Raw genomic sequence first — 23,741 nt, 5'->3', positions numbered from 1 at the left:
GGCATTCGACGCAGCGCCAGCCGCCTTCTGCCAGACGCCCATCGCATAGATCGAGGTGCGCTTCGACAACGCATAAGCTGTCGTGAGACCCACCTGGTGATAAATCGGCACCTGCTGGCTATAGCCGATATTGCCGTGCGTATACACGTACTGCGCGCCCACATACCACGCCGAAGTCAGGTTATAGCGGCCCCATGCTTCGTAGTTGGTGAAAATCACGGTGCCGTTCGTGCCGTTGGCATCATTGAATTTGGTGTTGGTGTAATCGACACCTAGCGTCGCCGATCCCAACGTGTAATTCAGTGCTGCACCAAAAACCTGCTCGTTAGCGGGATTGCCGACATAGCTGAACGGCCCGCTCGCGCCGATGGCCGAACCCGTCGTGTTGCCGACGAAGTCGCCATCGCTCAGCAGTACGGCGGGATTTTTTGCGTACAGGTAGGCCGCCGCGATATTGAAACCGCCGATGGCGTAGTTGACGCCAAGGCTCCATAGTCCTGTCGTGCCACGCCCCGGCGCGTTCGTATTCGTGAACGAATAGAGACCGCCGAAAGTCAGGCCGCCGATCTTCGGGCTCGCATACTTGATCGCGTTATCGACGCGAAATGAGTTGTCCGTATTATCGATGTCGCCGGCGTGAACGAGCGGGCCGCCTAGTTGCCCCGGCGCGGTGAGCGGCTGCAAATAATCGACCACCGAATCATACTGACGCCCGAGCGTGATCGTGCCGAAGCGCGTGTCCGAAAGCCCCACATAAGCCTGACGCCCGAACAGACGGCCTCCCTGGCGGCTTTGACCGTTTTCCGTGCTGAAACCGGACTCGAGTTTGAAGAGCGCACTCAGTCCGCCGCCGAGATCCTCACTGCCCTTCAGGCCCCAGCGGCTGCCGTAGACGCCGTCATAGGTGCCGTCGCGCATGCGCCACAGCGAATGGCCGCCGCTGTTGTTGACGTAATCGATCCCCTCGTCGATCACGCCGTAGAGCGTGACCGATGATTGCGCGTGCGCGTTCACAGCGATCATTGCGCTACCGGCCAGCAGCCACGCAATCTGCGCCTTCCTTGTAGAACGATGCTTCATGCTTTCTCCTTTCCTCGTCAAATTCGTTGCTATCCAGCATTTTTTATTCGGCATCCTTATCGTTCTGCTTGTCTTGCCTGACGCGAAATGCACGCGATAGCCGCGCGGCCGATCCGCGTGTGGACCCGACCGTATGCGGCCAGACACATGCCGACGACCCGGTCAGTGCGTTGGTCTCACTCGTCAAATAATATGGTATGCCATGTTATAGACGAGCAAAATCACAAAATATTATGGTATTCCATAATATTTTTAGCAAAACACCGTCTGACGAAAGCTACGCGAAAGCCAACGAATAAATTGGGGCGGAATCTGCGCGCTGGCCGCTGGCGCGGCGGCGGCGAGGAAGGATTTGGGGCGATGCGGGAAAGGACGGGAGGAGGAGATCGAGAGACGCTTAAAGGAAACCGACAGGCGCGGACCAGGCTGGCCGTCGCCCGTGCGACCATCCGCGCTCACTCACAATCAACACAGACAATACTGATATTCACGGCTTGTCCTGAAGAGCCAAACATATTGACCGAAGAGACGGATTTCATGAGATCAGCAAGATCTGAATTCTCGAATCGCTCGCGGCGCCCGCATTTCCGGCAGGTAATCGTATGCATCCTGTTCGGGCCGCGGGGACATTGCAGAAAGAACGTGGCCGATGCGCCAGACTTATCGGCATTCCATTGTCGGGAGACGATGCGTACACGCTCGAAATCCACCAGATTCCGATAGATCGAAGCCTGGCTCAGACCGATCCCCTTCCTGTTCGCAAAGCTGTAAATCTCGTCGGCCCTGACGCCCTGCTTCATTTCGAACAACGAAACCAGGACGGCAATACGTGTCGGCGTGGCGCGCAGCCCAAGATCGTTCATATGCCTGGTGACAAAATCGCGCCAGGCAACGTCCTTCGGACTATGAGGTTCAATTTTTTCCATATGACAATCACCGGGAAAGTCGAAGCGCGGCCACGACAACTTCCCCGATTTCTCAGCTATTCCGCAGTGGTATCAAGCCGCAGCCAGTTCGGCATGCGGTTGCATCGCCCCGACCAGTTCACGCCACGAGTCGAGTTCAGGGCTGCCGGGCTTGCGCGCGCCAAACAGCATGGCGATGTTTTCACCTTGCGCGTCGAACAGTTCGACCGACGTGACAATACCGTCGACAGTCGGCTTGCGCACGAGCCAGGCGCTCGCCACAAGATCGGCGCGCAGGTGAAGATTGAAGCGCTCGTCCAGCACGTTGACCCATGGGCCCATGGTGCGAATGTTCGTCACCTTGCCGGTGTGAATCTGGATCATGCCCGGATTGCCGACGAACACCATGACAGGAATCTGCGCACGCGCGGCCTCGACCAGTAGCGCCTCGATCACATCATCGGCCAGGCGCGTCACATAGCGCGGCTGCGCCAGACGCAGCGACTGCGTGCGCGTCAGCCCAAACTTGCGCAGCAGCGGAAAAAAGTCGTGGGTGTCCTGCATGCCATCCCACGCAGCATGAAAGCCGGTGACATCGATATCCGCATCGTCTCGCGTCGGCGGCGTGGGCGCCGCCGGTTTCAGAGCGAGTACGGACGATTGCTCAGGATCAGCCCACTGCGCCACCAGCGCATCAAATGCCGCATGATCGCTGTGAGCGCGCAGGAAAACCTTGAATACGGCTTCTCCCTGTCCATCATAAAACTGGAAACTCTTCATTTCGCCGTTTGCAGGGGTATCGCGAACCGCGAACGCGAAAGCCCAGCCTCGATGAAACACACGCAGATCGATATCCGCGCCGAGCACGAGGCCAACATGACCTTCCGCGCTCACCTTCTCGAATATGCCGTCTTTCTCGTGCACGGCCGCTTCGTTGCGCGTGAGCGTCATCACCGCGCCAAGCCGGGGCATTTGCGCGATCAGGCCCATGAAATCGGGCTTAAGGCGCACGACATTAACGCCGACAAACGCTGCCACGGCTTGCGCTTCACTCACCTGCATCGCAGCCGCCGCGTCGCGCTGGCGCAGCTTTTGCGCGCTCTTATGCGCCAGATAGGCATCCCGCCAGTGCGCAACTGCCTGGGTGTCCGAAAAATCAACTGGATTCATTGTGTTCCTCTATAAGTTCTAAAGACGGAATATCAGAAGTCGACTTTCATGCCGACATTGAAATTGCGTCCCGGTGCGGTATAGGCGTTGAGGGTCGCGTAGCTCGAACTGCCCGAGAGGTCGCGCACGTCGCTCCAGCGCCAGTATTTACGGTTGAACAGATTGTTGATGCCGGCGGTGATGCTCACGTGCTGCGTGATCTTGTAGCCAGCATGCAGATCGACGATCGTGTACGAAGGCGTCGAAAAATACTTCGTCGTCGATGTATTCACGTCGCTGGTATTGCGGCGCGAGTTATACGTCACGTCGGCGCCCACGAACCAGCGGTCGTCGCCGCGGTATTTGATGCCCAGCACCGCAGCAAGCGGCGGGATGGACATGATGCCGCTCGTCGTGCCGTCGGTGTTCTGTTCGGTGCCGTCGGTATAGGCAACGCCGCCTTTGATCTCCAGCGATTCGCCCGCGAACCAGTCGAACTTCGCTTCAACGCCTTTAATCGTCGCGCTGCTGAAGTTGATGTACTGGTACTTTTCCGGGTCGGTGGCCGAGGTCAGACTGCCGCCCACGACTTCCGAATCGATAAAGTTCTTGTAACGACCATAGAATGCCGACGCGCTATACGACACGCGGTTCGTGCCGAACGCAAGCTTGCCGCGCATACCGGCTTCGAACGAATTGCTGGTTTCCGGCTTCAGGTTGGGATTGCCAACCTGCTCGTAGTACGTGTGGTATTCGGACGCCGCCACGCCGCCACCGTAATAGCTGTTGACCTGATTGGCCGAAGGCGCCCGGAAGCCACGCGCATATTGCACGTACGGCACCATCGCCGGACTAATCTCATAGAGAAACGCCAGGCGCGGCGACAAGGCATTGCCACTGGAATTGGAAAGCGGTTGTGTCGATGCACTCGCCGCCGACGTATAGGTGCTGTCGGCGTCGGGCGTCATATGGTAATAATCGAAGCGCAAACCCGGCACGAAGGTCAGCTTGTTCCAGCTAATACTGTCCTGCATATAAGCGCCCAGATTGAGCGTCTGCGTCTTCGGGAAATTCTCCAGATAGCCAGATGTCGCGTCGGCGGTATTGCCGTTGGAATCGGTGTTGTATTGCGACACGCTCACGTCGAACCCGTAGACCAACTTATGCGAGAACGGTCCCGTATTGAACGAGCTTTCCGCCACTGAATTGCCGCCTACGATGCTCTCGCCATAGTGGTTGTAACGCGTCACGTCGCCTGTCGTTTCGCCAATCAGCAAAGACTGGTCGGTCGCGGCGTTACGGTAAAACACCGAACTCTTGACGTGCTGCACCCAGCGATTCGATTCGTCGTCGTGATCCCATTCGAGCTTGACGCGATTGCTGCTGACGTCGTTGGTCGTGTTGTACGAAGTCGTGTTCGACGTGTAGTTGCCGATCTCGTACAGACTATCGACAGAACTGGTGTTGTTGAGCGTTTCCGCGGTCAGCTTGAGCTTGTCGGTGTGCGAAAGCGTGAATACGAGTTTCGCCAGCGCGGAGCGGTTGTTGTAGGTTGCCGGGTCGGCTTCGTCACGGCTCGCGCCAGTCCCGCCGGTGCTGCCGTGGTTGTCCAGTTCATGGCCGTGGCGGCCAGACAGCATAAGCAGACCCTGCACCGCGCCATTCGCGGCGCTGAACGCCGTCGTGGCCGTACCGCCCCAACTGCGATCGCTCGAATCATAGTCCGAGCGCACTGAGAAATACGTGTTCTTGCCATAAATGCCGAGCAGATCGGACGGATCTTTCGTCACGAAATTGACCGCGCCGGTCAAGCCGTCACTGCCGTAGAGCACCGACGCCGGTCCGCGCAGAACCTCGACACGCTCGTACAGATCCGTATTCAGATAGTCACCGCGGCCAGCCGCGCCCGAGCCAAACGAAAAGGTCTGTGGCAGCGGAATACCGTCTTCGAGCAACAGAACCTGATTGCCTTCCAGGCCACGAATATTGATGCCGTCGTTACCGGCGCGACCGGTCGATCCGCCGATGCCGCTCGGTCGATAGGCCTGGCGATTGACTGCTACGCCCGGTTCATATTTCAAGGCGTCCTTAATATCCTTGGCGTTATTTTCCTCCATGTCGTCGGACGTGATGACCGACACGGTTGCAGCCGATTTAGTAGGATCAGTCGTGCCGATACGGCTCGCAGTCACCGAAACCACGTTCAGTTGACTGTCGACGCGCGACGCCGCGTCTGCCGTTTTTTTAACCGCCGCTGCCGTGCCTGCGGTGACGTCCGAAGCCGCCGTCGCCGTCGTGGACGATTGGACCGAGGTTTGCGCCCAGGCGCTGTGCGAGCCGCACAATTGAGCGAGGGCAACTGGAATCAGGGTTGCCAGAATTCTTCGTTGAAACAACATCTTCCCCTATCGATACGCTTGCCGGCCCGCGCAGGCCGAACGATTTAGTAACGACGGGAATATACATGAGAATCATTCTCATTTACATTTGATAATATTACGCTTTGTTGCGTTCCAGTTTTCAGAACCTTTCAGAAACCTCGAAACGCGCGTGCTTCAAGCCTTGAGCGCCACCCGCGCCGACGCCGTGGCGAGCGTGAAACTGAACGTCGCGCCACGATGCTCGCGTTCGACCAGTTCGATGCGGCTGCCATGCAGTTGCAACATTCGTTGCACGATCAACAATCCCAGCCCGCCCTGGCGGCGCACATCGCTTGAACTGAGCGCACGAAGGAACAGGCCCGCGCGCAGCTCGGGCGCAATACCCGGCCCCGTGTCGCTGACCACCACGCTGACCTTGTCGCCAACGCGGGCAAGTTCGACGCTGACTTCGCCGCCCTGGGGCGAATGGCGGATCGCGTTGTCGAGCAGATTGGTCAGCACGCGCTCAATCATGCCGAGATCGGCGCAAACCGCCGGCAAATGCGGCGCAATATCCGCCAGCAAACGGATATGGCGCGCCTGCGCGGCAAGCTCGAACTTCTGGAACACGTCCTGCACGACGTCCGCGAGCGGAAACGTTTCGAGCGTGAGCTGTACGTTTTCGTGCTCCAGGCGCGCCAGTTCGAACAGCGATTGCGCAAGACGCCCCACCTTCGCGCTTTGTGCCAGCGCGATCGCCAGATAACGCCGACGTTCGGCCCCCTCCAGCGTATCGTCCTTCAAGGACAGCGTCTCAAGATAACCGTGCAGCGAAGTCAAAGGCGTACGCAGATCGTGCGAGATATTCGCGAAAAGTTCGCGCCGCTCCTGGTCCTGCCTTTTGAGTTCGCGCCACTGCAGGCCGATGCGGTCGGCCATCTGCGCAAAGGTGCGTTCGAGCATCGCAATCTCGTCGCGTGTGCCGGTATGGGCCGCCGAGCGGCTGAGCGCGAGCGGCGCGGGTTCCGATCCTGCGCGTATCGACGCATCGAAGCGGCTCACCGTGTCGGTCAGGCGTCGCAGTGGCCGCGTGATGAGGCCAAATGCGATCAGACCGGCGATCAAGCCCAGCGACGCAACAACGGCCATCAGGCCGAGTGTGGTGCGCAGCACCGTGCTTTGCGCGAGCCGCGAGGCCAGCGCGTCGCGCGCCTCGCCAATCAGGACGACGTAGATATAACCGGCGGGCCGGCCATCGGCGCCCGTCACCATGGCGGCGCTGAACACCTTGCGGGCATCGGCGCTGCGCGGGTCGTCGCCCAGAATCGGCAACGGATCGTTGGCCAGAAAGCGCCTGACCGGCTGCAAGTCCACTTGCGTACGCCGGATATGGCCCGGCGGCGCATCGTCGCCCGTGATGTGCCCTTGCGCATCGAGCAGATAGACCTCGACGCTCGGATTCACAGCCATCAGTTGTCCGAACAATGTGCGCAGCGCCGCCGGTTTGGGACCGTCTGCGCCCATCAGTGCCGAATTACGCGCGATATGGGACGCCAGGTCATGAGAAAGCACCTGGATGACCTCCTGATCGTGCAGATCGGACGCCCTTATCTGCAGCCACGCCGACGCCCCGCAGCAAGCGAGCAGCAGCACCGAAAACACGATGGATACCCGCTGCGTCAGTGAAAGTCTCACGACGCCTCTCCTTTCGACTCATCGCGCGCGACGTTGCCCGAAGGCACCGGCGCGAGCGGGTCGAACTTGTAGCCGCGCCCCCACACGGTCAGGATGCGCACGGGCTGCGCCGGATCGGCTTCGATCTTGGTGCGCAGGCGGTTGATATGCGTGTTGACCGTGTGCTCGTAGCCCTCGTGCTGATAACCCCAGACGGCATTGAGCAATTCCATGCGCGAGAACACCTTGCCCGGATGACTGGCGAAGTGATAGAGCAGGTCGAATTCGCGCGGCGTCAGCTCGATGCGCCTGCCATCGACCTGCGCTTCGCGCGTGACCGGGTCGATCGAAAAGCCGCCGAGCATCAGCGTGCCGCCCTCCAGCCGCAAATCCTTCGCCATCGCTTCGACCCGGCGCAGCAGGGCCTTCACGCGCGCAACGAGTTCGAGCACCGAAAAGGGCTTCGCGAGGTAATCGTCCGCGCCGAGTTCGAGTCCAAGAATGCGGTGCACCTCGCTCGAACGTGCGCTGGTGATGATGATCGGCGTGTAGCGCGTCATGGCGCGCGCGCGGCGGCAGATCTCCAGGCCATCGACGCCCGGCAGCATCAGGTCGAGGATCAAGGCATCCCAGCCGCCCTGCTCCAGCAGCCGCAAGCCTTGCGCGCCGTCGGCGCTATGCACGACCTCATAGTTCTCGTCGCGCAGATGCAGCATCAGCACGTTGGCGATATCCGCGTCGTCCTCGACGATCAGCACGCGTTTGGTCTGGTCCATGTGTCTTCAGGCAAGAGAGGCAAAGCGGTGCAAAGAAAGCGCCCCGGATTGAAGCGCCCATTGTGCAGAGTTTTCCGCTATCGAGTTATCACAATTAATTTTACTTTTCGTGAGGACTTCGATATCGGCCGCCGCCTAAGCTTCGTGTAAAGGATGCGCGCCGTCCCAATCCGACGGGCGACGCTGCATCGCACAAGGAGAACACAATGGATATCCGTAGACGGCTTCTGTTGTCCGGCGGCGGCGCACTCGCGGTGATGGCCGCGCTAGGCCAGTGGCGCGCGAAAGCGGCCCAGTCAGGCGGCGGCGATACGGCGGCGGCCAGCTCGAGCGAACATTTCGCCGTGGTCCATACCGACGCCGAATGGCACAAACTGCTCACGCCCGCCCAGTTCGAGGTGCTCAGGAATGAGGGGACCGAGCGGCCCTTCACTAGCCCGCTCAACGACGAACACCGCACGGGCACCTTTGCCTGCGCGGGCTGCGGGACGAATCTGTTCGCTTCCAGCACCAAGTTCGACAGCGGCACCGGCTGGCCGAGCTTTTATGCGCCGCTCCAGCATGCCGTGGTCGAGCGCGAGGACACCTCGTTCGGCATGGTGCGCACGGAAGTCCACTGCCATCGCTGCGGCGGCCACCTCGGCCACGTCTTCGACGACGGTCCGAGGCCAACCGGCCTGCGCTACTGCATGAACGGCATCGCCATGACGTTCAAGCCCGGCGCGGCCTGACTACCCCAGTGAGCGCCCCAGTGAGTGCCCCACCCGGCGCCTCAAACCCAACCCCGACACCATCATGTTACTCATCGTCCTCGCGTATCTCGGCGGCGTGCTCACCATCCTGAGCCCGTGCATTCTGCCCGTGCTGCCCTTCGTGTTCGCGCGCGCCGACCAGCCCTTCGTGCGCTCCGGGCTGCCGCTGCTCGGCGGCATGGCCGCCACCTTCGCGCTGGTCGCCACGCTCGCCGCCGTGGGCGGAGGCTGGGTCGCGCAGGCCAACCAGTATGGCCGCTGGCTCGCCATCATCCTGCTCGCCGTGTTCGGCCTGACGCTGCTGATGCCCCGCTTCGCGGACCGCATCATGCAACCGCTCGTGAACGCCGGCAACCGGCTTTCCAACGCGGCACAGCATGACGGCGCGCCGGGCGTCGGCTCGTCGTTTCTGCTCGGCATCGCCACGGGTCTGCTGTGGGCGCCTTGCGCCGGGCCGATTCTCGGCCTCGTGCTGACCGGCGCGGCGCTCAAGGGAGCGAGCGTGGGCACGACGCTGCTGTTGCTGGCCTATGCGGCTGGCGCGGCGACCTCGCTGGCCGTTGCGCTGCTGCTTGGCGGCCGGGTGTTCGCGGCGATGAAGCGCTCGCTGGGCGCGGGCGAATGGATTCGCCGCGGCATTGGCGTGGCGATGCTCGCCGGTGTCGCCGCGATTGCCCTGGGCCTGGATACGGGCTTCCTCACGCGCGTTTCGACCGTGGCGACGGGCGGTCTGGAACAGCATCTTGTCGATGCCTTCGCGCCTGCGCGGCATCCCGATCTTGCGATGAGCGGTCCGGCCAAACTGGCCAACGTACCTGCAGACACGTCGAACGCCATGTCCGCGAACGGCGGCGCGATGATGCGCACATCAAGCGCGATGCAGGCCGCCACGCAACCCGCGCTGCCGGTGCTCGGCCAGTTGCCGCCGCTTTCGGGCGCGGTGCAATGGCTGAATTCGCCGCCGCTCACGGCTGAATCGTTGCGCGGCAAGGTCGTGATCGTCGACTTCTGGACCTACTCCTGCATCAACTGCCTGCGCTCGCTTCCTTACGTCAAGGCGTGGGCGCGCAAGTACCAGGACAAGGGACTCGTCGTGATTGGTGTGCATGCGCCCGAGTTTGCCTTCGAGCGCAACATCGACAACGTGCGCAAGGCGGTCCACGATCTCGGCGTCGATTACCCCGTGGCGATCGACAACAACTACGCCATCTGGCGCTCCTTCGACAACGAATACTGGCCTGCCCACTATTTCGCCGATGCAAAAGGGCAGATCCGCTATGAACACTTTGGCGAAGGCGAATACGACCAATCCGAGCGCGTAATCCAGCAACTGCTGGTGGAAGCGGGCCACCCGGACGCCGCGAATGTCGCGCTCGGCCTCGGCAACGCGAAAGAGAGCGGCGTGCAGGCGCAGGCCGATAACGCCGATATGCGCTCGCCCGAGACCTATATCGGCTTCGAACGCGCCAAAGGATTCGCATCGCCGGGCGGCGTCGCGCAAGACCGCGCGCACGACTATCGCGCGCCCTCGAATCCCGGCCTGAACGATTGGGGGCTCGCTGGCGACTGGAGCGTGAGCGCCGAACACGCCACGCTCGCCAAACCCGGCGGCGAGATCGTCTATCGCTTTCATGCTCGCGACCTGCATCTGGTGCTGGGACCGCGGCCGGACGGCAAGCCGGTGCGTTTTCGCGTGACGGTGGACGACAAGGCGCCCGGCGACGCGCACGGCAGCGACGTGGCCGCGGACGGCACCGGCACCGTAACGGGACAGCGCCTCTATCAACTCGTGCGCCAGCCTGGCGATGTGGCGGATCACACCTTCGCGATCCAGTTCCTCGATCCCGGCGTGCAGGCCTTTGCCTTTACCTTCGGTTGACCCAACCCGATCAGCCTCACAAAGATAAGGATGACATCGTGAATCCGATTTTTATGAAAAGTACTTCTGCATCGATGCGCAAGCCCGCCTCATTGGGCAGGTTTGCCCGATTCGGCGCATTGGCCATCGTCATTGCGGCGGTCGCGCTCTGGCAGCGCAGTGCCCATTCCGATGAGCGCCCCGTGCCGATTCCCGCGCCGCTCCAGGACGAACATGCCGGCAGCGCACACACGGAAACCGCCGTCGTGGCAGGCGGCTGCTTCTGGGGCGTTCAGGGCGTGTTCGAGCATGTGCGCGGCGTCACCCAGGTCGCCTCCGGCTACACGGGCGGCGCGGCGGACACGGCCGAATACGAGCGCGTGAGCGACGGCGACACCGGCCACGCGGAATCGGTGCGCATCACCTTCGATCCCGCCGTAATCAGCTACGGCAAGATCCTGCAGATATTCTTCTCGGTCGCGCACAATCCGACGCAACTCGACTATCAAGGCCCCGACCACGGCACGCAGTACCGCTCCGCCGTGTTCCCGATGAATCCGCAGCAACGCAACGTGGCGCAGGCGTATATCGCGCAATTGCAAGGCGCGCATGTGTTTTCAGACCCGATCGTGACGCGCGTCGAGCCGTTCAAGGGCTTTTATCCTGCGGAGAATTACCACCAGAATTTTCTCGCCCTTCATCCCGACTATCCGTATATCGCGATCAACGACATGCCAAAGGTCGACGCTTTGAAGAGCCTGTTTCCTGCGCTTTATCTGACGAAACCGGTGTTGTTTCAGACGGCTGCCAACATGAAGCAATAGATCAGCTGCGCAGTCTCGCGAGCGGGAACGAGCACTCGACCAGCAGACCTTCCCTGCGCCAGTGCGTCACGAAATTGCCACCCAGTTGGCGGATCAGCGTATTGCGCAGGAGGATGCTGCCGAAGCCCTGTTGTTCGGGCGCGGCCTGGACCGGCGGCCCGCCCTCCTCCTGCCAGCGGATCGCAAGCGTTTCGCCCTGCGCGGCCCAGCTAAGCGAGACGCGGCCGACCTCGCCGCTCAGCGCGCCATATTTCGCGGCATTGGTCGCCAGCTCGTGAAAGATGAGCGCGAGGCTCGTCACCGCGCGATCGCTCAGCTCGAAATCCTCGCCCCGCACCTCACGACGATGCTGGTCCGCCGCTTCGTACGGTTTGAAAATGGCATCGACGAGTTCGCGCAAAGTCGATGTCGGCCTCTGCGCGGCGGTCGCCTCAAGTCCAAATCCCCGGCGCACGAGCGCGTGCGCCGCCGCCAAAGCCTGCAAACGTCCGGAGAGCGTGTCCGCGAATTCTGGCGTGGACGTGGCAGTGCGCTTGCCGACGTGAATCATCGCGTCGATCACAAAGAACACGTTATTGACGCGATGTTCCATTTCCCGGCTCACCATCTCCTGATGAGCGAGCGCGTCCTGCAGTTGTTGCTGGTTCTGCAGGACCGACAGCGCAATCCCGGCGAACGAAGCCAGCTCGCCCATGATTCTGGCGTGCCCGCTGTCGAAGTGTCCTTCCTGCTCCGATACGACCCACAAGGTGCCAAGCGGCTGCCCGCGCGCGACGTAGAGCGGCACGAGCAGCACTTCCGGACAGACCGCGCCGGCCTGCGCGATCCACTCGTAGTAGCGCTCCGGGCGCCGGGTCAAGGTCGGCTCGAAGCGGTCGAGGCAAACGCCGCACGGGCTGTAGTTGCGCGGCGTGGTGGCGCCTTCGAAACGGGCCAGATCGCCATGCAGGTCGCGCCAGCGAAATATCCCGGGCGTGCCTTCCTGGGGCTCGAAGGCGCTGATTCCGGCGGAAGCCGCGCCCGTCACCTGCATCGCGCGTTCCACGAGCCGCGGCAGGACCTGCTCGGGATGATCGAGCATCTGCGCGCCGATATCCTGAAGCGCAAGCTTCTCGCCGAGATAATCCGTCACCCTCGGAATTCTGCGGTGCAACTCCGCGGTGATGTACAGATCTCGTGGCTGCGCCGGATCGTGGGTCATGCCGTTCTCCGTAGCGACGGGGAAATCGAATGCGTGGTCAGTGTGATAGCCGTGGCGATGCACCGCGAACTGCCGGCCGCGTGCATTTTGACCTGCTTTTTGCGCGGCTTTTTGCACCGGCTTTTGCACGGCTTTTGCACCGCCGCTTGCACATTACCACGGCGAGGCGCGGGCCCATCGGCGCTTCCGCGCATTGTGCGGTAGAGCGCGCTTACGGTGCAATCCAGCCTTGAGACCAGCGCTCCCCTTCGCGATAAAAACGTGCACGCTCGTGGTGATCGTTCTTCGAGTGTTCCAGCCAGTCGAGACTGTCCACGCGCACTTTCACGACGCAGAAATGATCGAATCCCGTTGCTTCCTCGCCCGCGCTGGCGGGGTTTGCGTCAAACGCCTCGTCAGGATGTTGAATCGGCGTTCCAGGCGCGAGCGTGGTCCGATACACCGTCAGGGTGTGGTCGGGACTCGACTGCCAGGCCTCCAGACGCTCCGGCCCGCTGCGCACGACTTCGGCGCGGCCCGTCACGCGGATCTGGAGATTGTGTACGGGATCGACGCCGACGAGCGCGATACGCGGCTCCCGGCTCAACTCGACGATCTTTGGAGAGCGCAGATCCGTATGAAAAATGATTTCGCCGCGCGGCTCGCTGACGCTGCGCAGCACCACGGTGCGAACGTTCGGGGCACCATCCAGGCCGATCGTCGCGGCTTGCATCGTCTTGAATGGCTGGTTTTTCTCTGCTGCCGCGCGGGCGAGACTGGCCCATATCCGCGCGTAAATCTGTTCAAGGTCCATCACGTTTCCCTATTTTTCCTCAGCATGGTCGCTCAGCCCGCCGCAACCGTCTGGACGCGGGCCTTGCGCACCGATCTGGCGAGCAAGCGGGTCAGGCGCGTGTCGCCTGCTGCCCCATTCCTGCGCTCACGTGCGCGCCGCTTCGCGTCCTTCTGGAGGAATACGATCAGCGCGGTCTCGTCGTTCTTGAGGCCGCGCCGGCGCGACGCGCACATCGCCGCCGCCAGTTCTCCCGCTTCGAATGCGTCGATGACGGCCGGATGAACATAGCACTTGCGGCAGACCGCGGGCGTATTACGTAGCAACTGCGCGACCGCCTTGATCGTGCCGACAACATGCCGGTGCGCCTCGGTCACCGTTTCCCATTCGAGCTTTCGCAGCGCGGCGAGCGCAAAGACACTGCCGGCCCAGGTGCGGTAGTCCTTGGCGGTGAAATCCGCGCCGGTTATCTCGTGCAGATACTGATTGATGTCCGCCGATCCGATCGAATGGTGAGTGCCGTCGGCATCGAGATACTGGAACAGATCCTGCCCCGGCAGATCCATGCAGCGCCGCATGATGCGAGCGATACGCGCATCGCTGATGGCGACATCGTGCTCGATGCCGCTCTTGCCGCGAAACTTCAGACGCAGCGTATGCGAGGAGATTTTCAGATGCCGCTTGCGCAACGTCGTCAAACCATACGAACGATTTTCGCGCGCATATTCCTCGCTGCCGACGCGAATCAGCGTGGTGTCGAGCAGACGCACCACGGTCGCCAGCACCTTGTTGCGCGGCATGCCGTCAAGCGCCAGGTCGCGCTGGACCTGCGCGCGCAGTCGCGGCAGCACGGCGCCGAACGCCAGCAGCCGCTCGTATTTATTGGCGTCGCGCGATTCGCGCCATTGCGGGTGATAGCGATACTGCTTGCGGCCACGCGCGTCGCGCCCCGTGGCCTGAAGATGGCCACGCGGATCAGGGCAAATCCAGACGTCGATGTAGGCAGGCGGAATGGCCAGCGCATTGATGCGCTGGATTTCCCGCTCGTTGGCGATGCGCTTTCCCTGCGTGTCGAAGTATGCGAACGTGCCGTCTATTCGCTCCCGCGTGTAGCCGCGACGCGAATCGTCGACATAGCGCAGGCCCGCCGGCAGCGGTTCCGGTGCGCCTTCGTCACCGGCAACGGCGACACTTTGCGTGCTCTTTCGTTTTGTCGCCACAGCTTGTCTCCCGCAGTTACTGCTTTCTGCCGAGCAACAAGCGTGCCTTGGCGGTAACGCTTCACGCCGATCTGCGCTCCGCCTGCGAGCGGATAGCCGCAACAAAATCCTCCTGTCGCCATGCCTCGCGCAGCGCGCGGTTCATCAAACCCTGCTGGCTTTCGGGCGCCAGGCCGCCCAATGGCGGATCGCTATCGAGATTCGTTGGAAACGGATAGCCCTCTGCACACGAGGCGATCACGGCTTCGACTTCCGCTTCCTTCACATCATCACGCGCAATCCGCTCCAGCAGCACGGGATAGAGCGCCTCGCACATTGCAGTGCGATCGAGCGACTCCATCGCCCGGCCGTAGGCCGACGAGACCTGCAGCAGGTTCGCCATACGCTGCACGTCGGCCGTGCGGTTCTCACCGGCGGCATGAAAAAGCGCGGGGTTGAAGAAAATCACGTCACCCTTTTCCAGCGGTATTTGCCGCTGATGCGCCTCGAAGTAATCGCGAAAGTCCTGACGCCGCCACGCCAGATAGCCCGGCGCGTAGCGCTGCGAAAACGGCAGCAGTTTGGTCGGACCGCTTTCGACCGGCATATCGCTATGCGCCACCGCCCCCTGCAGCGTGAGAAACGGTGACATCGCATGCACCTGCGCCGGATAGCGCTGCGCCTGCTCGACCATCTGGAACCCTAAGTGATAATCTCGATGCGCCTGTTGCGCCGCACCGCCGGGCCGCACGACATTGACCTGCGCGGTCATCTGATAGCACGGCCCCAGCCAGGCTTGCGAAGCGGCCACAAGAAACGGATTGGCATAGTAGCGCGCGAAGATCTCCGGCGCGCGCACACACAGCTTTTGCTGCGCATTCCAGATGCGGTCGTTCGCGCCCGCCTTTGCGAAGTGGTCGGCCGCCGCGCTGCCCGCCGCGCGCTCGTCGCGAATGATGGCCTCGAATACGGCGGTTGCCGCGTCGATCGTCGCGGTATCGGCATAAGCGCGCTTGAGCACGAACACGCCCGCGCCCTGTTCTAGCACATCGGCCCATTCCTCCTGCAAGGCCATGCGATCCACGGCATCGTCAAGCATGCGATCCAGGCGCGCGCAGTCGTAGACCGGCACATGCTCGTGGACGCTGTGCGCATGCGTGGTGCGCACAGCGTCGCGGTCACCCTCCACTACGGCGATGAACTCCTGCAGCAAACAATCCTCTTCGCGATAGTGCCGATGCGGCTTCATGTTATCTCCTGACTACGTTCTGATTGATAGGTCGAAGATATCGCCGTTCGGCCGCCCTGCGTGAACCGGAACACATCAGGAATCCCTCAAGCGCCGCAAATATTCGTGCTGCTGCGCCCGTTTTCGCATCAACTGCTGCTTGGAATGCGGCCCGCGCCGCGATACCGTTGGCGATCCGTTCCAGCCGGCTTTCACCGCCGTTACACGCAGTCACCATGTATCGCTACAACGAATTCGACAAGGCCTTCGTGGCGAGCCGCGCCGCGCAGTTCCGCGACCAGATCGGGCGCTGGCAGCGCGGCACGCTCAGCGAGGACGCGTTCCGCCCGCTGCGCCTGCAAAACGGCTGGTACGTCCAGCGCCACGCACCCATGCTGCGCGTCGCGGTGCCCTATGGCGAGCTGTCGAGCGCGCAATTGCGCGTGCTTGCGCATATCGCGCGCGAATACGACGCACCGCACGCCGAGGTCTATCGCAATGCGCTCGACGCGCAGCGCAAGCTGGGCACCACACATCTGCCGACGCATCACGCGCACTTCACGACGCGCACCAACGTGCAGTTCAACTGGATTCCGCTTGAAAGAGCCGCCGACGTAATGGACCTGCTCGCCACCGTCGATATGCACGGCATCCAGACGAGCGGCAATTGCATTCGCAATATCTCCTGCGACGAGCGCGCGGGCGTCGCCCCCGACGAGATCGCGGACCCACGCCCGTTCGCGGAAATCATGCGCCAGTGGACCACGCTGCATCCCGAGTTCGCGTATCTGCCGCGCAAGTTCAAGATCGCGATCAGCGGCGCCGCCGAGGACCGCGCCGCCACCGACTGGCACGACGTGGGCCTGCGCCTCGTGCGCGACGCGCAGGGCGAACTGGGCTTTCGCGTGGCGGTGGGCGGCGGCATGGGGCGCACGCCGCTCATTGGCGTGGTGCTGCGCGAATACCTGCCGTGGCGGCAGATCATGAACTACATCGAAGCCATCGTGCGCGTCTACAACCAGTTCGGCCGCCGCGACAACAAGTACAAGGCGCGCATCAAGATGCTCGTCAAGACCGAAGGACAGCGCTTTATCGATGAAGTCGAAGAAGAATTCCGCCAGATCGTCGAATGCGACGGCGGCCCGCATACCCTGCCCGACACCGAACTCGCACGCGTGAGCGCTTATTTTCAGGTGCCCGCGCAGGCCTTTTCGCAGCGCGCCGCCGATCCTCAGGCCACTGCCGCACGTGAAGCGTATGCCGCAAACACGCCGCAGTTCGCGCGCTGGCTCGCGCGCAACGTCGCCCAGCATCGCGAGCCGTCGCTGCGTATCGTCACGCTGTCGTTCAAACGACTATTGCAGGCGCCAGGCGACGCGTCCGCCGCACAGCTCGAACGCGTCGCCGATCTCGCCGAGCGCTTTTCTGCGGGCGAAGCGCGCGTCACCCACACGCAGAACATCGTGCTGCCGTGGGTCCACGCCGACGACCTGCTCCCGCTCTGGCAAGCGGCCGTGGCAGCGCAACTCGCCAGCGCCAACGTACACCTGCTCACCGACATGATCGCGTGTCCGGGCGGCGACTTCTGCGCGCTCGCCAATGCGCGTTCGCTGCCCGTCGCGCAACGCATCATGGAGCGCTATCAGGATCTCGACGAACTCGACGATATCGGCGAAATCGACCTGCATATCAGCGGCTGCATCAATTCGTGCGGCCACCATCACAGCGGCCACATCGGCGTTCTTGGTGTGGATAAGGACGGCGCGGAGTGGTATCAGATTACGCTTGGCGGCGCGGACGGCTCCACGCGCAGCGGCGACGCGCGGCCCGGCAAGGTGATCGGGCCATCGTTCGCGGCACACGAAGTGTGCGACGCCGTCGAGGCGCTGCTCACGCGCTATCTCGCGCTGCGCGAGCCGCGTGGCGCACGCAAGGAAACCTTTATCGAAACCGTGCGACGTGTGGGGCCGGAGCCGTTCAAGGCGGCGGCGGACAGCGCACGGGCCAACGCCCAGGCCGCCGTATGATGAAGCCACGCATCCGACTTTTGAGCGCACACGAGCATGCGCTCGACACACTGGACAACGTTCTCACGCTCCCCAACGACGCCGATCCGCTTGCGCATGCCCTGGAGATCGCCAGCGCGGCTCGCGTGGAGCTGCACTTCCCCGCCTTCACCGATGGCCGCGCGTTCAGCCAGGCCTGGCTCGTGCGGCGGCGTCTGGGTTTCAGGGGCGATCTGCGCGCGACCGGCGACGTGCTCGCCGATCAACTGCTGCAAATGGAGCGCACCGGTTTCACCAGCGCGGTGCTTCAGGCAGGCGTCGAGCGCGCCGAGGCCGAGCGCCAGCTCGAACGCTTCGCCTCGTTCTATCAGGCCGATGTGCTCAGAGACGCGCCGTGGCGTGGCGGCGCGGGCAATTAAGTATTGATGCGTTCGGCGTTGTCGATCAGCGGACGCCGTGCCGGGCCTAACCAGCGTCGTATGCGCCGGTTCAAAGGCTCGGCGTAAAACCGCGCGATCGCCATGCTCACAAGCGCCGACAGCAGCAGATAGACCGCCAGCAAAACCAGCTTTTCGTTTCCACTCACGGCCGGCGGCGGAAGTTGCGTGCGCAACATTCCGAGCACGATCAGGTGAAACAGATAGAATTCATAGCTCAATCTGCCGAACCACTGTAGCGCGGGCAACGTCGCCTCACCGCCACGCGAGGTCAACAGCAGGATGGCGGTGCCGAGCGCCATCGCTGAAACGCCGAACACATTGCTCTGCGAAATCGGCCAGTAAAGATACAGAAACGTCATGGCCGAGACGGTGCCCAGGCGCAAAAGCGTTCGTGCCAGTCCGCTCAAAGTCCAACGCCTCGCGAGGAGTGCAGTACAGCAGCCGATTGCAATGCCATCGAAACAGGCGAAATACCCGTACAGGAATTGACCTTCATCCGCCTGATGGGTGAATCGATACCACGGCCCAATGACGATGAACACGGCCCACACCGCCAACAGCTGGGACTCGCGCCGCAACGCGAGACAGAGCAGCGGAAACGCGAGGTAAAACACCTCTTCGACAGACAAGGACCACAGGACGCTCAACGGATAGTTCGCCCACCCGTGCGCGCCAATCAGCACGTTCATCCAGAACGTCAGCGACGCCAGGTTGACGATCCAGAACGAGACGGGTGTGCCCATCGGCGCGTGATTCTGGAAGATCGCGACGCCGGCCCACGCCAGCGCATTGACCAGCGCCAGCAGCAAAATCAACGGCGGGGCAACGCGCGCGATGCGCAGACCGTAGAACGCCTTTGCATCGATATGGCTCAGACCATTCCAGCGTTGATAGGCGTGACTCGTGATCAGATAGCCGGAAGTCACGAAAAACATCGTCACACCATAGTTGCCGTTACGCGCGACGGCGCGCAATGCGTCCCAACCGACCATGCGTGTCAGCGCCGTATCGTTCAGGCGGTACGCGATATTGAAGTGATGAAACAGCACCAGCAGGATCGAGACGCCGCGAATGATGTCGATCTGTGCGTTTCGCGTCGCGTGTGAGAGTTGCGAACGCATCATGCCGCCGTCGTCGCCCACTGTACGAACACCTTGCCAGCCTCGCGCAACACCGCTTCGCGCGCATCCATGCTCACGCCAGGGGCGTCGTAATACGCGGCCACCAGCAGGGGCGCACGGCCAGGCGGGCGCACGAGCGCGTAATCGTTGGTCTGCTCCTCGACGCTCGTGCCGGGACGATCCGCCGCCAGCCAGTCCGCCGGCAAAACCGCGCGCAGACGGTTGAGCCCCGGCTTGCAGTCGATCATCCAGCGCTCCAGTTGCTCGCGCGATGGCGCTCGCAGCACATCGCCCAGCAGCACGGCGCGCGCCGCGCCCGCCATCGCGCGCGGCGTCGTGGTGTCGAGCACGCCGCTGTAGCGGTTCGATTCCGGCTCGTAGCGATCCGAGCGCGTCACGCTATCGCCAATCCCGCGCATGAACTGCGTCAGCGCGGCAGGCCCGCCCGCGCTGCGCATCAAAAGAATTGCGGCGGTATTGTCGCTTTGCTCGACGATCGCCTGGCAAAGCGTGCGCACCGGCAGCGCGCCGCGCGCGACGTTGGCCTTCGTGACGGGCGACGTGAAGATGAGGTCCTGCGCCGTGTAATGCACGAGGCGATCCAACTGCTCCTTGCCTGCATCGACGCGCGCGAGCACCTGCGCCGCGAGCATGCCCTTGAAGGTGCTGCACATCAGGAAGCGCTCGTCGGCACGATGCTCGAGCGTGCGGCCCGTGCCGGTATCGATGGCGTAGATGCCCAGTCGTCCGCCATGACGGCGCTCAATATCGGCAAGCGGCGAGGTGCTTTGTGCGAAGGCGGCCGGCGCGGCGAACACGCCGGCCAGCATGGGCAAACCGAGGATCAATCTGCGGCGGGTAAGCGAATGAGTCACTGTTTTTTCCTGTTCACGTAGAGGCAAGTTCGTCCAGCGAAGCGCCAGGCATGGTCACACGAAAACGTAGCGGCTGAAAAGCGGTAGCTATTGCGCATTGAATGGCTTTTGATTGGGCTTCCAGTCTTCAAGGTGTGCCTCACAATCCGGTCAACACTCTCGACGCGCTATGCTTGCGGCTCGCTTACGTTTAAAACGCGCGGTCAAGGAGGGCCAGGGGCATGAACAGCAACATCGGAAGCAAAGTGAGCGTCGCCGGCGTGATCGGCACGGGGCTGATGGGCGTGGGCATCGCGACGCAATGCGCGCTGCACGGCCTGCGCACGATCGTCCATGACGTCGACGCCGCGCGCCTCGCCGGTGTGAGCGCAAAGGCACAGGCCGTGCTCGACGAACTGATCGACGCCGGGCGTATCGATGCCCCCGCGCGTGAGGCGGCGCTCGCACGCATCGAAACAAGCGCGCAACTCGACGTCATGACGCAGGCGCAGTTCGTGTTCGAGGCCGTGCCCGAAGTGCTCGACCTCAAGCATCGGCTTTACGCACAACTCAATGACGTGCTCGCGCCCGATGCGATTCTGGCGAGCAACACCAGCGGTTTCGAGCCCGACCGTCTCGCCCAGGCGCTGCGCGCGCCCGAACGCTTCGTGATTGCGCACTTCTGGAATCCGCCACATATGATTCCGCTCGTCGAGGTGGTGCCGGGCAGCGCCACCACGCCCGAAGTCACAGCGCGCACCGAAGCGCTGATGAGCGCAATCGGCATGGAGCCCGTGGTGCTTGCGAAGTCGATTGCGGGTTTCGTCGGCAACCGTCTGCAGTTCGCGGTGCTGCGCGAAGCGCTCAATATCGTGCGCTCGGGCGCGGCCAGCCCGGAGGTGGTCGATCGCGTGATGAAGGCGTCGCTGGGGCGGCGCTGGAGTATCGTCGGGCCGCTCGAAAGCGCCGATATGGGCGGCCTGGATACCTTTGTCGATATTTCATCGCATCTGATGCCCGAACTCGCGAAGGACGAGGACGTGATCGACCTGCTGCGCGAACAGGTGGCCGCCGGGCGCGTCGGCGTGCGCAGCGGCGCGGGCTTCTACGAGTGGGACGAAGCGCGTCTCGCGCGGGTGAAGGCGGCGCGGCGCAGGTTGATTGCGGGCGGTTGAAGGTGCGCCGGGCGTGCAGCCAGTCGTTACGCGCGCAGCCGCAACTGGTTGTTGTAGGCGCTATCGAGCGCCAGCCGCACGCGGAACATCCCGTCGGTCATGCGCGAGTGGCCTGGCTGCGCGGGCAACAGCGTGAGCAGTCCCTTGACAATGTAGAGCAGGATCAGCGCGCCGAGCAGATCGCCGCCGAACATCATGCTGTAGCTCTGCAGCAGATCCGGCGTCGAGCCTGCCAGCGCGAACCAGAGGTGATGCAAGGTGGCATTCGTGAAGGCGACCGCGAACGCCAGCACGAGCAGGCGCCGGGCCGTGAGATTCGCCAGCGACGCCTTGAGGCCATAGCGTTCGAGCGCCAGGCGATAAACGCCATACGGCCCCGCCGAACTGATGATTGCACCCGCAATCGCCCGCACCGGATCGTGCGGAAAATAATGGAAGAAGTCGACCAGCAGCGCCGAGACCAGCAGCCCGATCGCGCCGTCCATGCCCAGCAGCAGCGTGCTAAGGAGACGAATGCCGGTGGGCAGATAAATCCATTCGACGAAGCGCGGAAAGCCGCTGTGCAGGAACAGTCGTTCGTCGACCCAGAGCGTCAGCAGGTAAACGACCACCGTGCCGAAGATCGAACAGAGATGCAAACGTAAGCTGCTCATCAACGTATTCGCCGTATTCACCGTATGAATGTCCAGATCGCGCTGGTCCGCGGCTGGATCATAGCTTAGGTGCGAAACACGCGCTGAACGAGAAGAAGCCGGCGCGAGGCCGGCTTCCAGGTACTACGGTGGGCCTTTGGTGTGAGTGGATTATCGGCCCGTTTCTCCTCGACTAACGTGTTGGTTGCGCTTCGGTTGCTTCGGCTACGTTACTTCGGCAGTGCACCGGTGACCGAGCCGAGCAGGTTCGTGACCGGCGAAAGCGCGCTGCCCGATCCAGCCGCGTGCGTCGCCGTCGAGCCGATCGACGCGACAAGCGCCGTGACCGGTGCGAGTGCGCTGGTCGCCGTCGACGCGGTCGTGGCGGCCGTCTGCCCCGCCGTCGCCGTGCCCGTGTTCGCGGCGGTGCTGGAAACGCTCGCGCCCGCGCCGATTGCCGCCGTCACGGACGTCGTCACCGTGCCAGCCGAAGCCAGCGTCGAGCCGAGGGCGCCCGTCGCCGCGCTCACGAGCGGCGTCACGGGATTGTTCTTCGCGACGCTACCCAGCGTGCCCGTCAAGGTGCCAGCCGCGCCCGTGACCGCACCGAGCGCACCCGTGATCGGCGCGATCGGATTGGCGCCGGCGAGCGTGCTCGTGACGGTGTTCACGGTGGTGCTTACCGGCGCGGTGGCGCTGCCGAGGACGGTCGTGATCGGCGTCAGCGGGTTGCTGCCTGCCGCGCCTGCCAGCGTGCTGGTTACGGTGTTGACCGCAGTGGTGACCGGAGCGAGCGGGTTGCTACCTGCGGCGGTTGCGAGCGTGCCGGTTACGGTGTTGACGACGCTCGTGATCGGGGTGAGTGGCGTGCTGCCCGCCGCGCCTGCCAACGTGCCCGTGACGTCGTTCACGACGCTCGTAATAGGCGCGATCGGGTTGCTGCCTGCCGCGCTTGCGAGCGTGCCGCTTATCGTGTTGACGGCGGTGGTGACCGGTGCAAGCGGATCGCTGCCCGCTGCGCCTGCCAGCGTCCCAGTGATCGTGTTCACGACGCCCGTGACCGGAGCAAGCGGATCGCCGCCCGCCGCGCCTGCCAACGTGCCCGTGACGGTGTTCACCGCGTTCGTAACCGGCGCAAGCGGGTTGCTGCCTGCTGCGCTTGCCAGCGTGCCTGTCACCGTGTTCAAGGCGCTCGTGACCGGAGCAAGCGGATCGCTGCCGCCAGCGCCCGATGCAGCGGCCGTCAACGAGTTGAGCGTGCTGGCCAGCGTGCTCGATCCCGAGTTCAACGCGTTTGCGACGATGCCCGTCGTCGAATCGACGGTGTTCACCACATTCGCCGTTGTGGATCCCGACGCCGTGCTCAGTGCCGCCACTTCGGTGTTGACCGCGTTAGCAAGCGTGCCCGTCGCCGCATTGACCGTATTCGCGAGATTGCCCGTGGTGGCGTTCGCTGCGCTGGCGAGCGTGCTCGTTGCAGCGTTTGCAACGTTCGTCACGGAGGCGAGTGGGTCGCTACCCGACGCGCCGGACAATGCGCCCGTGATCGTATTCACAGCGCCAGTAACAGGAGCGAGCGGGTCACTACCCGATGCACCCGACAACGCACCAGTGATCGTATTCACAGCGCCAGTCACAGGAGCAAGCGGATCACTACCCGAAGCACCCGACAACGCGCCAGTGATCGTATTCACAGCGCCAGTCACAGGAGCGAGCGGCTCACTACCCGATGCAC

The 23,741-nt window shown here is 62.9% G+C and carries 20 protein-coding genes; 6 read left to right on the top strand and 14 right to left on the bottom strand.

Going from position 1 to position 23,741, the window contains the following annotated elements; all coding sequences use genetic code 11:
• The 6 genes from VG320_RS20910 to VG320_RS20885 all read right to left on the bottom strand — a co-directional run.
• Positions 1 to 1,080: porin (locus VG320_RS20910; RefSeq protein ID WP_414696088.1), on the bottom strand; the 1,080-nt coding region annotated here is incomplete at its 3' end.
• Positions 1,081 to 1,535: 455 nt separating this feature from the next.
• Entirely contained in the window at positions 1,536 to 2,006 is a 471-nt protein-coding gene (locus VG320_RS20905) for a Fur family transcriptional regulator (RefSeq protein WP_327201970.1), read from the bottom strand.
• A gap of 72 nt (positions 2,007 to 2,078) precedes the next feature.
• Entirely contained in the window at positions 2,079 to 3,155 is a 1,077-nt protein-coding gene (locus VG320_RS20900) for a hemin-degrading factor (RefSeq protein WP_327201969.1), read from the bottom strand.
• Between the two features lie 32 nt (positions 3,156 to 3,187).
• Entirely contained in the window at positions 3,188 to 5,326 is a 2,139-nt protein-coding gene (locus VG320_RS20895) for a TonB-dependent hemoglobin/transferrin/lactoferrin family receptor (protein ID WP_327201968.1), read from the bottom strand.
• A gap of 363 nt (positions 5,327 to 5,689) precedes the next feature.
• Positions 5,690 to 7,189: a HAMP domain-containing sensor histidine kinase gene (locus VG320_RS20890; protein ID WP_327201967.1), complete on the bottom strand. Its 1,500-nt coding sequence runs from the start codon at positions 7,187 to 7,189 to the stop codon at positions 5,690 to 5,692.
• The gene (locus tag VG320_RS20885) at positions 7,186 to 7,944 is read right to left on the bottom strand and encodes a response regulator transcription factor (protein ID WP_327201966.1); all 759 of its coding nucleotides are present in this window, start codon (positions 7,942 to 7,944) and stop codon (positions 7,186 to 7,188) included. The genes VG320_RS20890 and VG320_RS20885 overlap by 4 nt, the downstream gene beginning before the upstream one ends.
• A 206-nt stretch (positions 7,945 to 8,150) precedes the next feature.
• Between VG320_RS20885 and msrB the strand changes: the two genes are divergently transcribed.
• The 3 genes from msrB to msrA all read left to right on the top strand — a co-directional run bounded on the left by msrB (position 8,151) and on the right by msrA (position 11,378).
• Positions 8,151 to 8,675 (top strand): peptide-methionine (R)-S-oxide reductase MsrB, encoded by a 525-nt coding sequence (msrB, locus tag VG320_RS20880; RefSeq protein ID WP_327201965.1) that lies wholly within the window; start codon positions 8,151 to 8,153, stop codon positions 8,673 to 8,675.
• Between the two features lie 64 nt (positions 8,676 to 8,739).
• The gene (locus VG320_RS20875) at positions 8,740 to 10,575 is read left to right on the top strand and encodes a cytochrome c biogenesis protein DipZ (protein WP_327201964.1); all 1,836 of its coding nucleotides are present in this window, start codon (positions 8,740 to 8,742) and stop codon (positions 10,573 to 10,575) included.
• Between the two features lie 53 nt (positions 10,576 to 10,628).
• Positions 10,629 to 11,378: a peptide-methionine (S)-S-oxide reductase MsrA gene (gene msrA, locus VG320_RS20870; protein ID WP_414696089.1), complete on the top strand. Its 750-nt coding sequence runs from the start codon at positions 10,629 to 10,631 to the stop codon at positions 11,376 to 11,378.
• A gap of 1 nt (position 11,379) precedes the next feature.
• Here the strand turns inward: msrA and VG320_RS20865 are convergent, their stop codons facing one another.
• From VG320_RS20865 to VG320_RS20850, 4 genes are all read right to left on the bottom strand, one after another.
• Complete coding sequence (locus VG320_RS20865; RefSeq protein ID WP_327201963.1) at positions 11,380 to 12,579, bottom strand: HWE histidine kinase domain-containing protein; 1,200 nt, start codon at positions 12,577 to 12,579, stop codon at positions 11,380 to 11,382.
• A gap of 211 nt (positions 12,580 to 12,790) precedes the next feature.
• Entirely contained in the window at positions 12,791 to 13,372 is a 582-nt protein-coding gene (locus tag VG320_RS20860; protein WP_327201962.1) for a pyridoxamine 5'-phosphate oxidase family protein, read from the bottom strand.
• Between the two features lie 32 nt (positions 13,373 to 13,404).
• Positions 13,405 to 14,571, bottom strand: coding sequence for a DNA topoisomerase IB (locus VG320_RS20855; RefSeq protein WP_327201961.1), 1,167 nt, complete (start codon positions 14,569 to 14,571; stop codon positions 13,405 to 13,407).
• Positions 14,572 to 14,632: 61 nt separating this feature from the next.
• The gene (locus VG320_RS20850; protein WP_327201960.1) at positions 14,633 to 15,799 is read right to left on the bottom strand and encodes a phytanoyl-CoA dioxygenase family protein; all 1,167 of its coding nucleotides are present in this window, start codon (positions 15,797 to 15,799) and stop codon (positions 14,633 to 14,635) included.
• A 215-nt stretch (positions 15,800 to 16,014) separates the two neighbouring features.
• Here VG320_RS20850 and VG320_RS20845 point away from each other — a divergent pair, with 215 nt between their 5' ends.
• Positions 16,015 to 17,805: a nitrite/sulfite reductase gene (locus VG320_RS20845; RefSeq protein ID WP_327201959.1), complete on the top strand. Its 1,791-nt coding sequence runs from the start codon at positions 16,015 to 16,017 to the stop codon at positions 17,803 to 17,805.
• Positions 17,805 to 18,203: a DUF934 domain-containing protein gene (locus VG320_RS20840; RefSeq protein WP_327201958.1), complete on the top strand. Its 399-nt coding sequence runs from the start codon at positions 17,805 to 17,807 to the stop codon at positions 18,201 to 18,203. Before VG320_RS20845 ends, VG320_RS20840 begins: the two co-directional genes overlap by 1 nt.
• Here VG320_RS20840 and VG320_RS20835 read toward each other — a convergent pair.
• Positions 18,200 to 19,348 (bottom strand): acyltransferase, encoded by a 1,149-nt coding sequence (locus VG320_RS20835; RefSeq protein WP_327201957.1) that lies wholly within the window; start codon positions 19,346 to 19,348, stop codon positions 18,200 to 18,202. The genes VG320_RS20840 and VG320_RS20835 overlap by 4 nt on opposite strands.
• Complete coding sequence (bla, locus tag VG320_RS20830; protein WP_327201956.1) at positions 19,345 to 20,220, bottom strand: class A beta-lactamase; 876 nt, start codon at positions 20,218 to 20,220, stop codon at positions 19,345 to 19,347. Before bla ends, VG320_RS20835 begins: the two co-directional genes overlap by 4 nt.
• Positions 20,221 to 20,441: 221 nt before the next feature.
• Here bla and VG320_RS20825 point away from each other — a divergent pair, with 221 nt between their 5' ends.
• Positions 20,442 to 21,374 carry a 3-hydroxyacyl-CoA dehydrogenase family protein gene (locus VG320_RS20825; RefSeq protein ID WP_327201955.1) on the top strand — a complete coding sequence of 311 codons (933 nt, stop codon included), beginning with the start codon at positions 20,442 to 20,444 and terminating at the stop codon, positions 21,372 to 21,374.
• A gap of 26 nt (positions 21,375 to 21,400) precedes the next feature.
• On the opposite strand, the gene VG320_RS20820 is transcribed toward VG320_RS20825, so the two are convergent.
• Positions 21,401 to 22,027: a hypothetical protein gene (locus VG320_RS20820; RefSeq protein ID WP_327201954.1), complete on the bottom strand. Its 627-nt coding sequence runs from the start codon at positions 22,025 to 22,027 to the stop codon at positions 21,401 to 21,403.
• A gap of 209 nt (positions 22,028 to 22,236) precedes the next feature.
• On the bottom strand, positions 22,237 to 23,741 hold a 1,505-nt coding region (locus tag VG320_RS20815; RefSeq protein ID WP_414696087.1), incomplete at its 5' end, for a beta strand repeat-containing protein.

This window comes from Paraburkholderia sp., assembly GCF_035948235.1.
GTDB lineage: Bacteria > Pseudomonadota > Gammaproteobacteria > Burkholderiales > Burkholderiaceae > Paraburkholderia.
Note: the sequence above shows the minus strand (reverse complement) of the source record. Positions and strands in the feature narration are given on the sequence as shown.

Excerpts from the sequence above, each read along its gene's own strand:
- VG320_RS20820 (WP_327201954.1), bottom strand. The coding sequence starts at position 22,027 with ATGAGCAGCTTACGTTTGCATCTCTGTTCGATCTTCGGCACGGTGGTC.
- VG320_RS20840 (WP_327201958.1), top strand. The coding sequence starts at position 17,805 with ATGAAGCCACGCATCCGACTTTTGAGCGCACACGAGCATGCGCTCGAC.
- VG320_RS20850 (WP_327201960.1), bottom strand. The coding sequence starts at position 15,799 with ATGAAGCCGCATCGGCACTATCGCGAAGAGGATTGTTTGCTGCAGGAG.
- VG320_RS20845 (WP_327201959.1), top strand. The coding sequence starts at position 16,015 with ATGTATCGCTACAACGAATTCGACAAGGCCTTCGTGGCGAGCCGCGCC.
- VG320_RS20875 (WP_327201964.1), top strand. The coding sequence starts at position 8,740 with ATGTTACTCATCGTCCTCGCGTATCTCGGCGGCGTGCTCACCATCCTG.
- VG320_RS20865 (WP_327201963.1), bottom strand. The coding sequence starts at position 12,579 with ATGACCCACGATCCGGCGCAGCCACGAGATCTGTACATCACCGCGGAG.
- msrB (WP_327201965.1), top strand. The coding sequence starts at position 8,151 with ATGGATATCCGTAGACGGCTTCTGTTGTCCGGCGGCGGCGCACTCGCG.
- VG320_RS20835 (WP_327201957.1), bottom strand. The coding sequence starts at position 19,348 with ATGATGCGTTCGCAACTCTCACACGCGACGCGAAACGCACAGATCGAC.
- VG320_RS20860 (WP_327201962.1), bottom strand. The coding sequence starts at position 13,372 with ATGGACCTTGAACAGATTTACGCGCGGATATGGGCCAGTCTCGCCCGC.
- VG320_RS20885 (WP_327201966.1), bottom strand. The coding sequence starts at position 7,944 with ATGGACCAGACCAAACGCGTGCTGATCGTCGAGGACGACGCGGATATC.
- VG320_RS20905 (WP_327201970.1), bottom strand. The coding sequence starts at position 2,006 with ATGGAAAAAATTGAACCTCATAGTCCGAAGGACGTTGCCTGGCGCGAT.
- VG320_RS20825 (WP_327201955.1), top strand. The coding sequence starts at position 20,442 with ATGAACAGCAACATCGGAAGCAAAGTGAGCGTCGCCGGCGTGATCGGC.
- VG320_RS20900 (WP_327201969.1), bottom strand. The coding sequence starts at position 3,155 with ATGAATCCAGTTGATTTTTCGGACACCCAGGCAGTTGCGCACTGGCGG.
- msrA (WP_414696089.1), top strand. The coding sequence starts at position 10,629 with ATGAAAAGTACTTCTGCATCGATGCGCAAGCCCGCCTCATTGGGCAGG.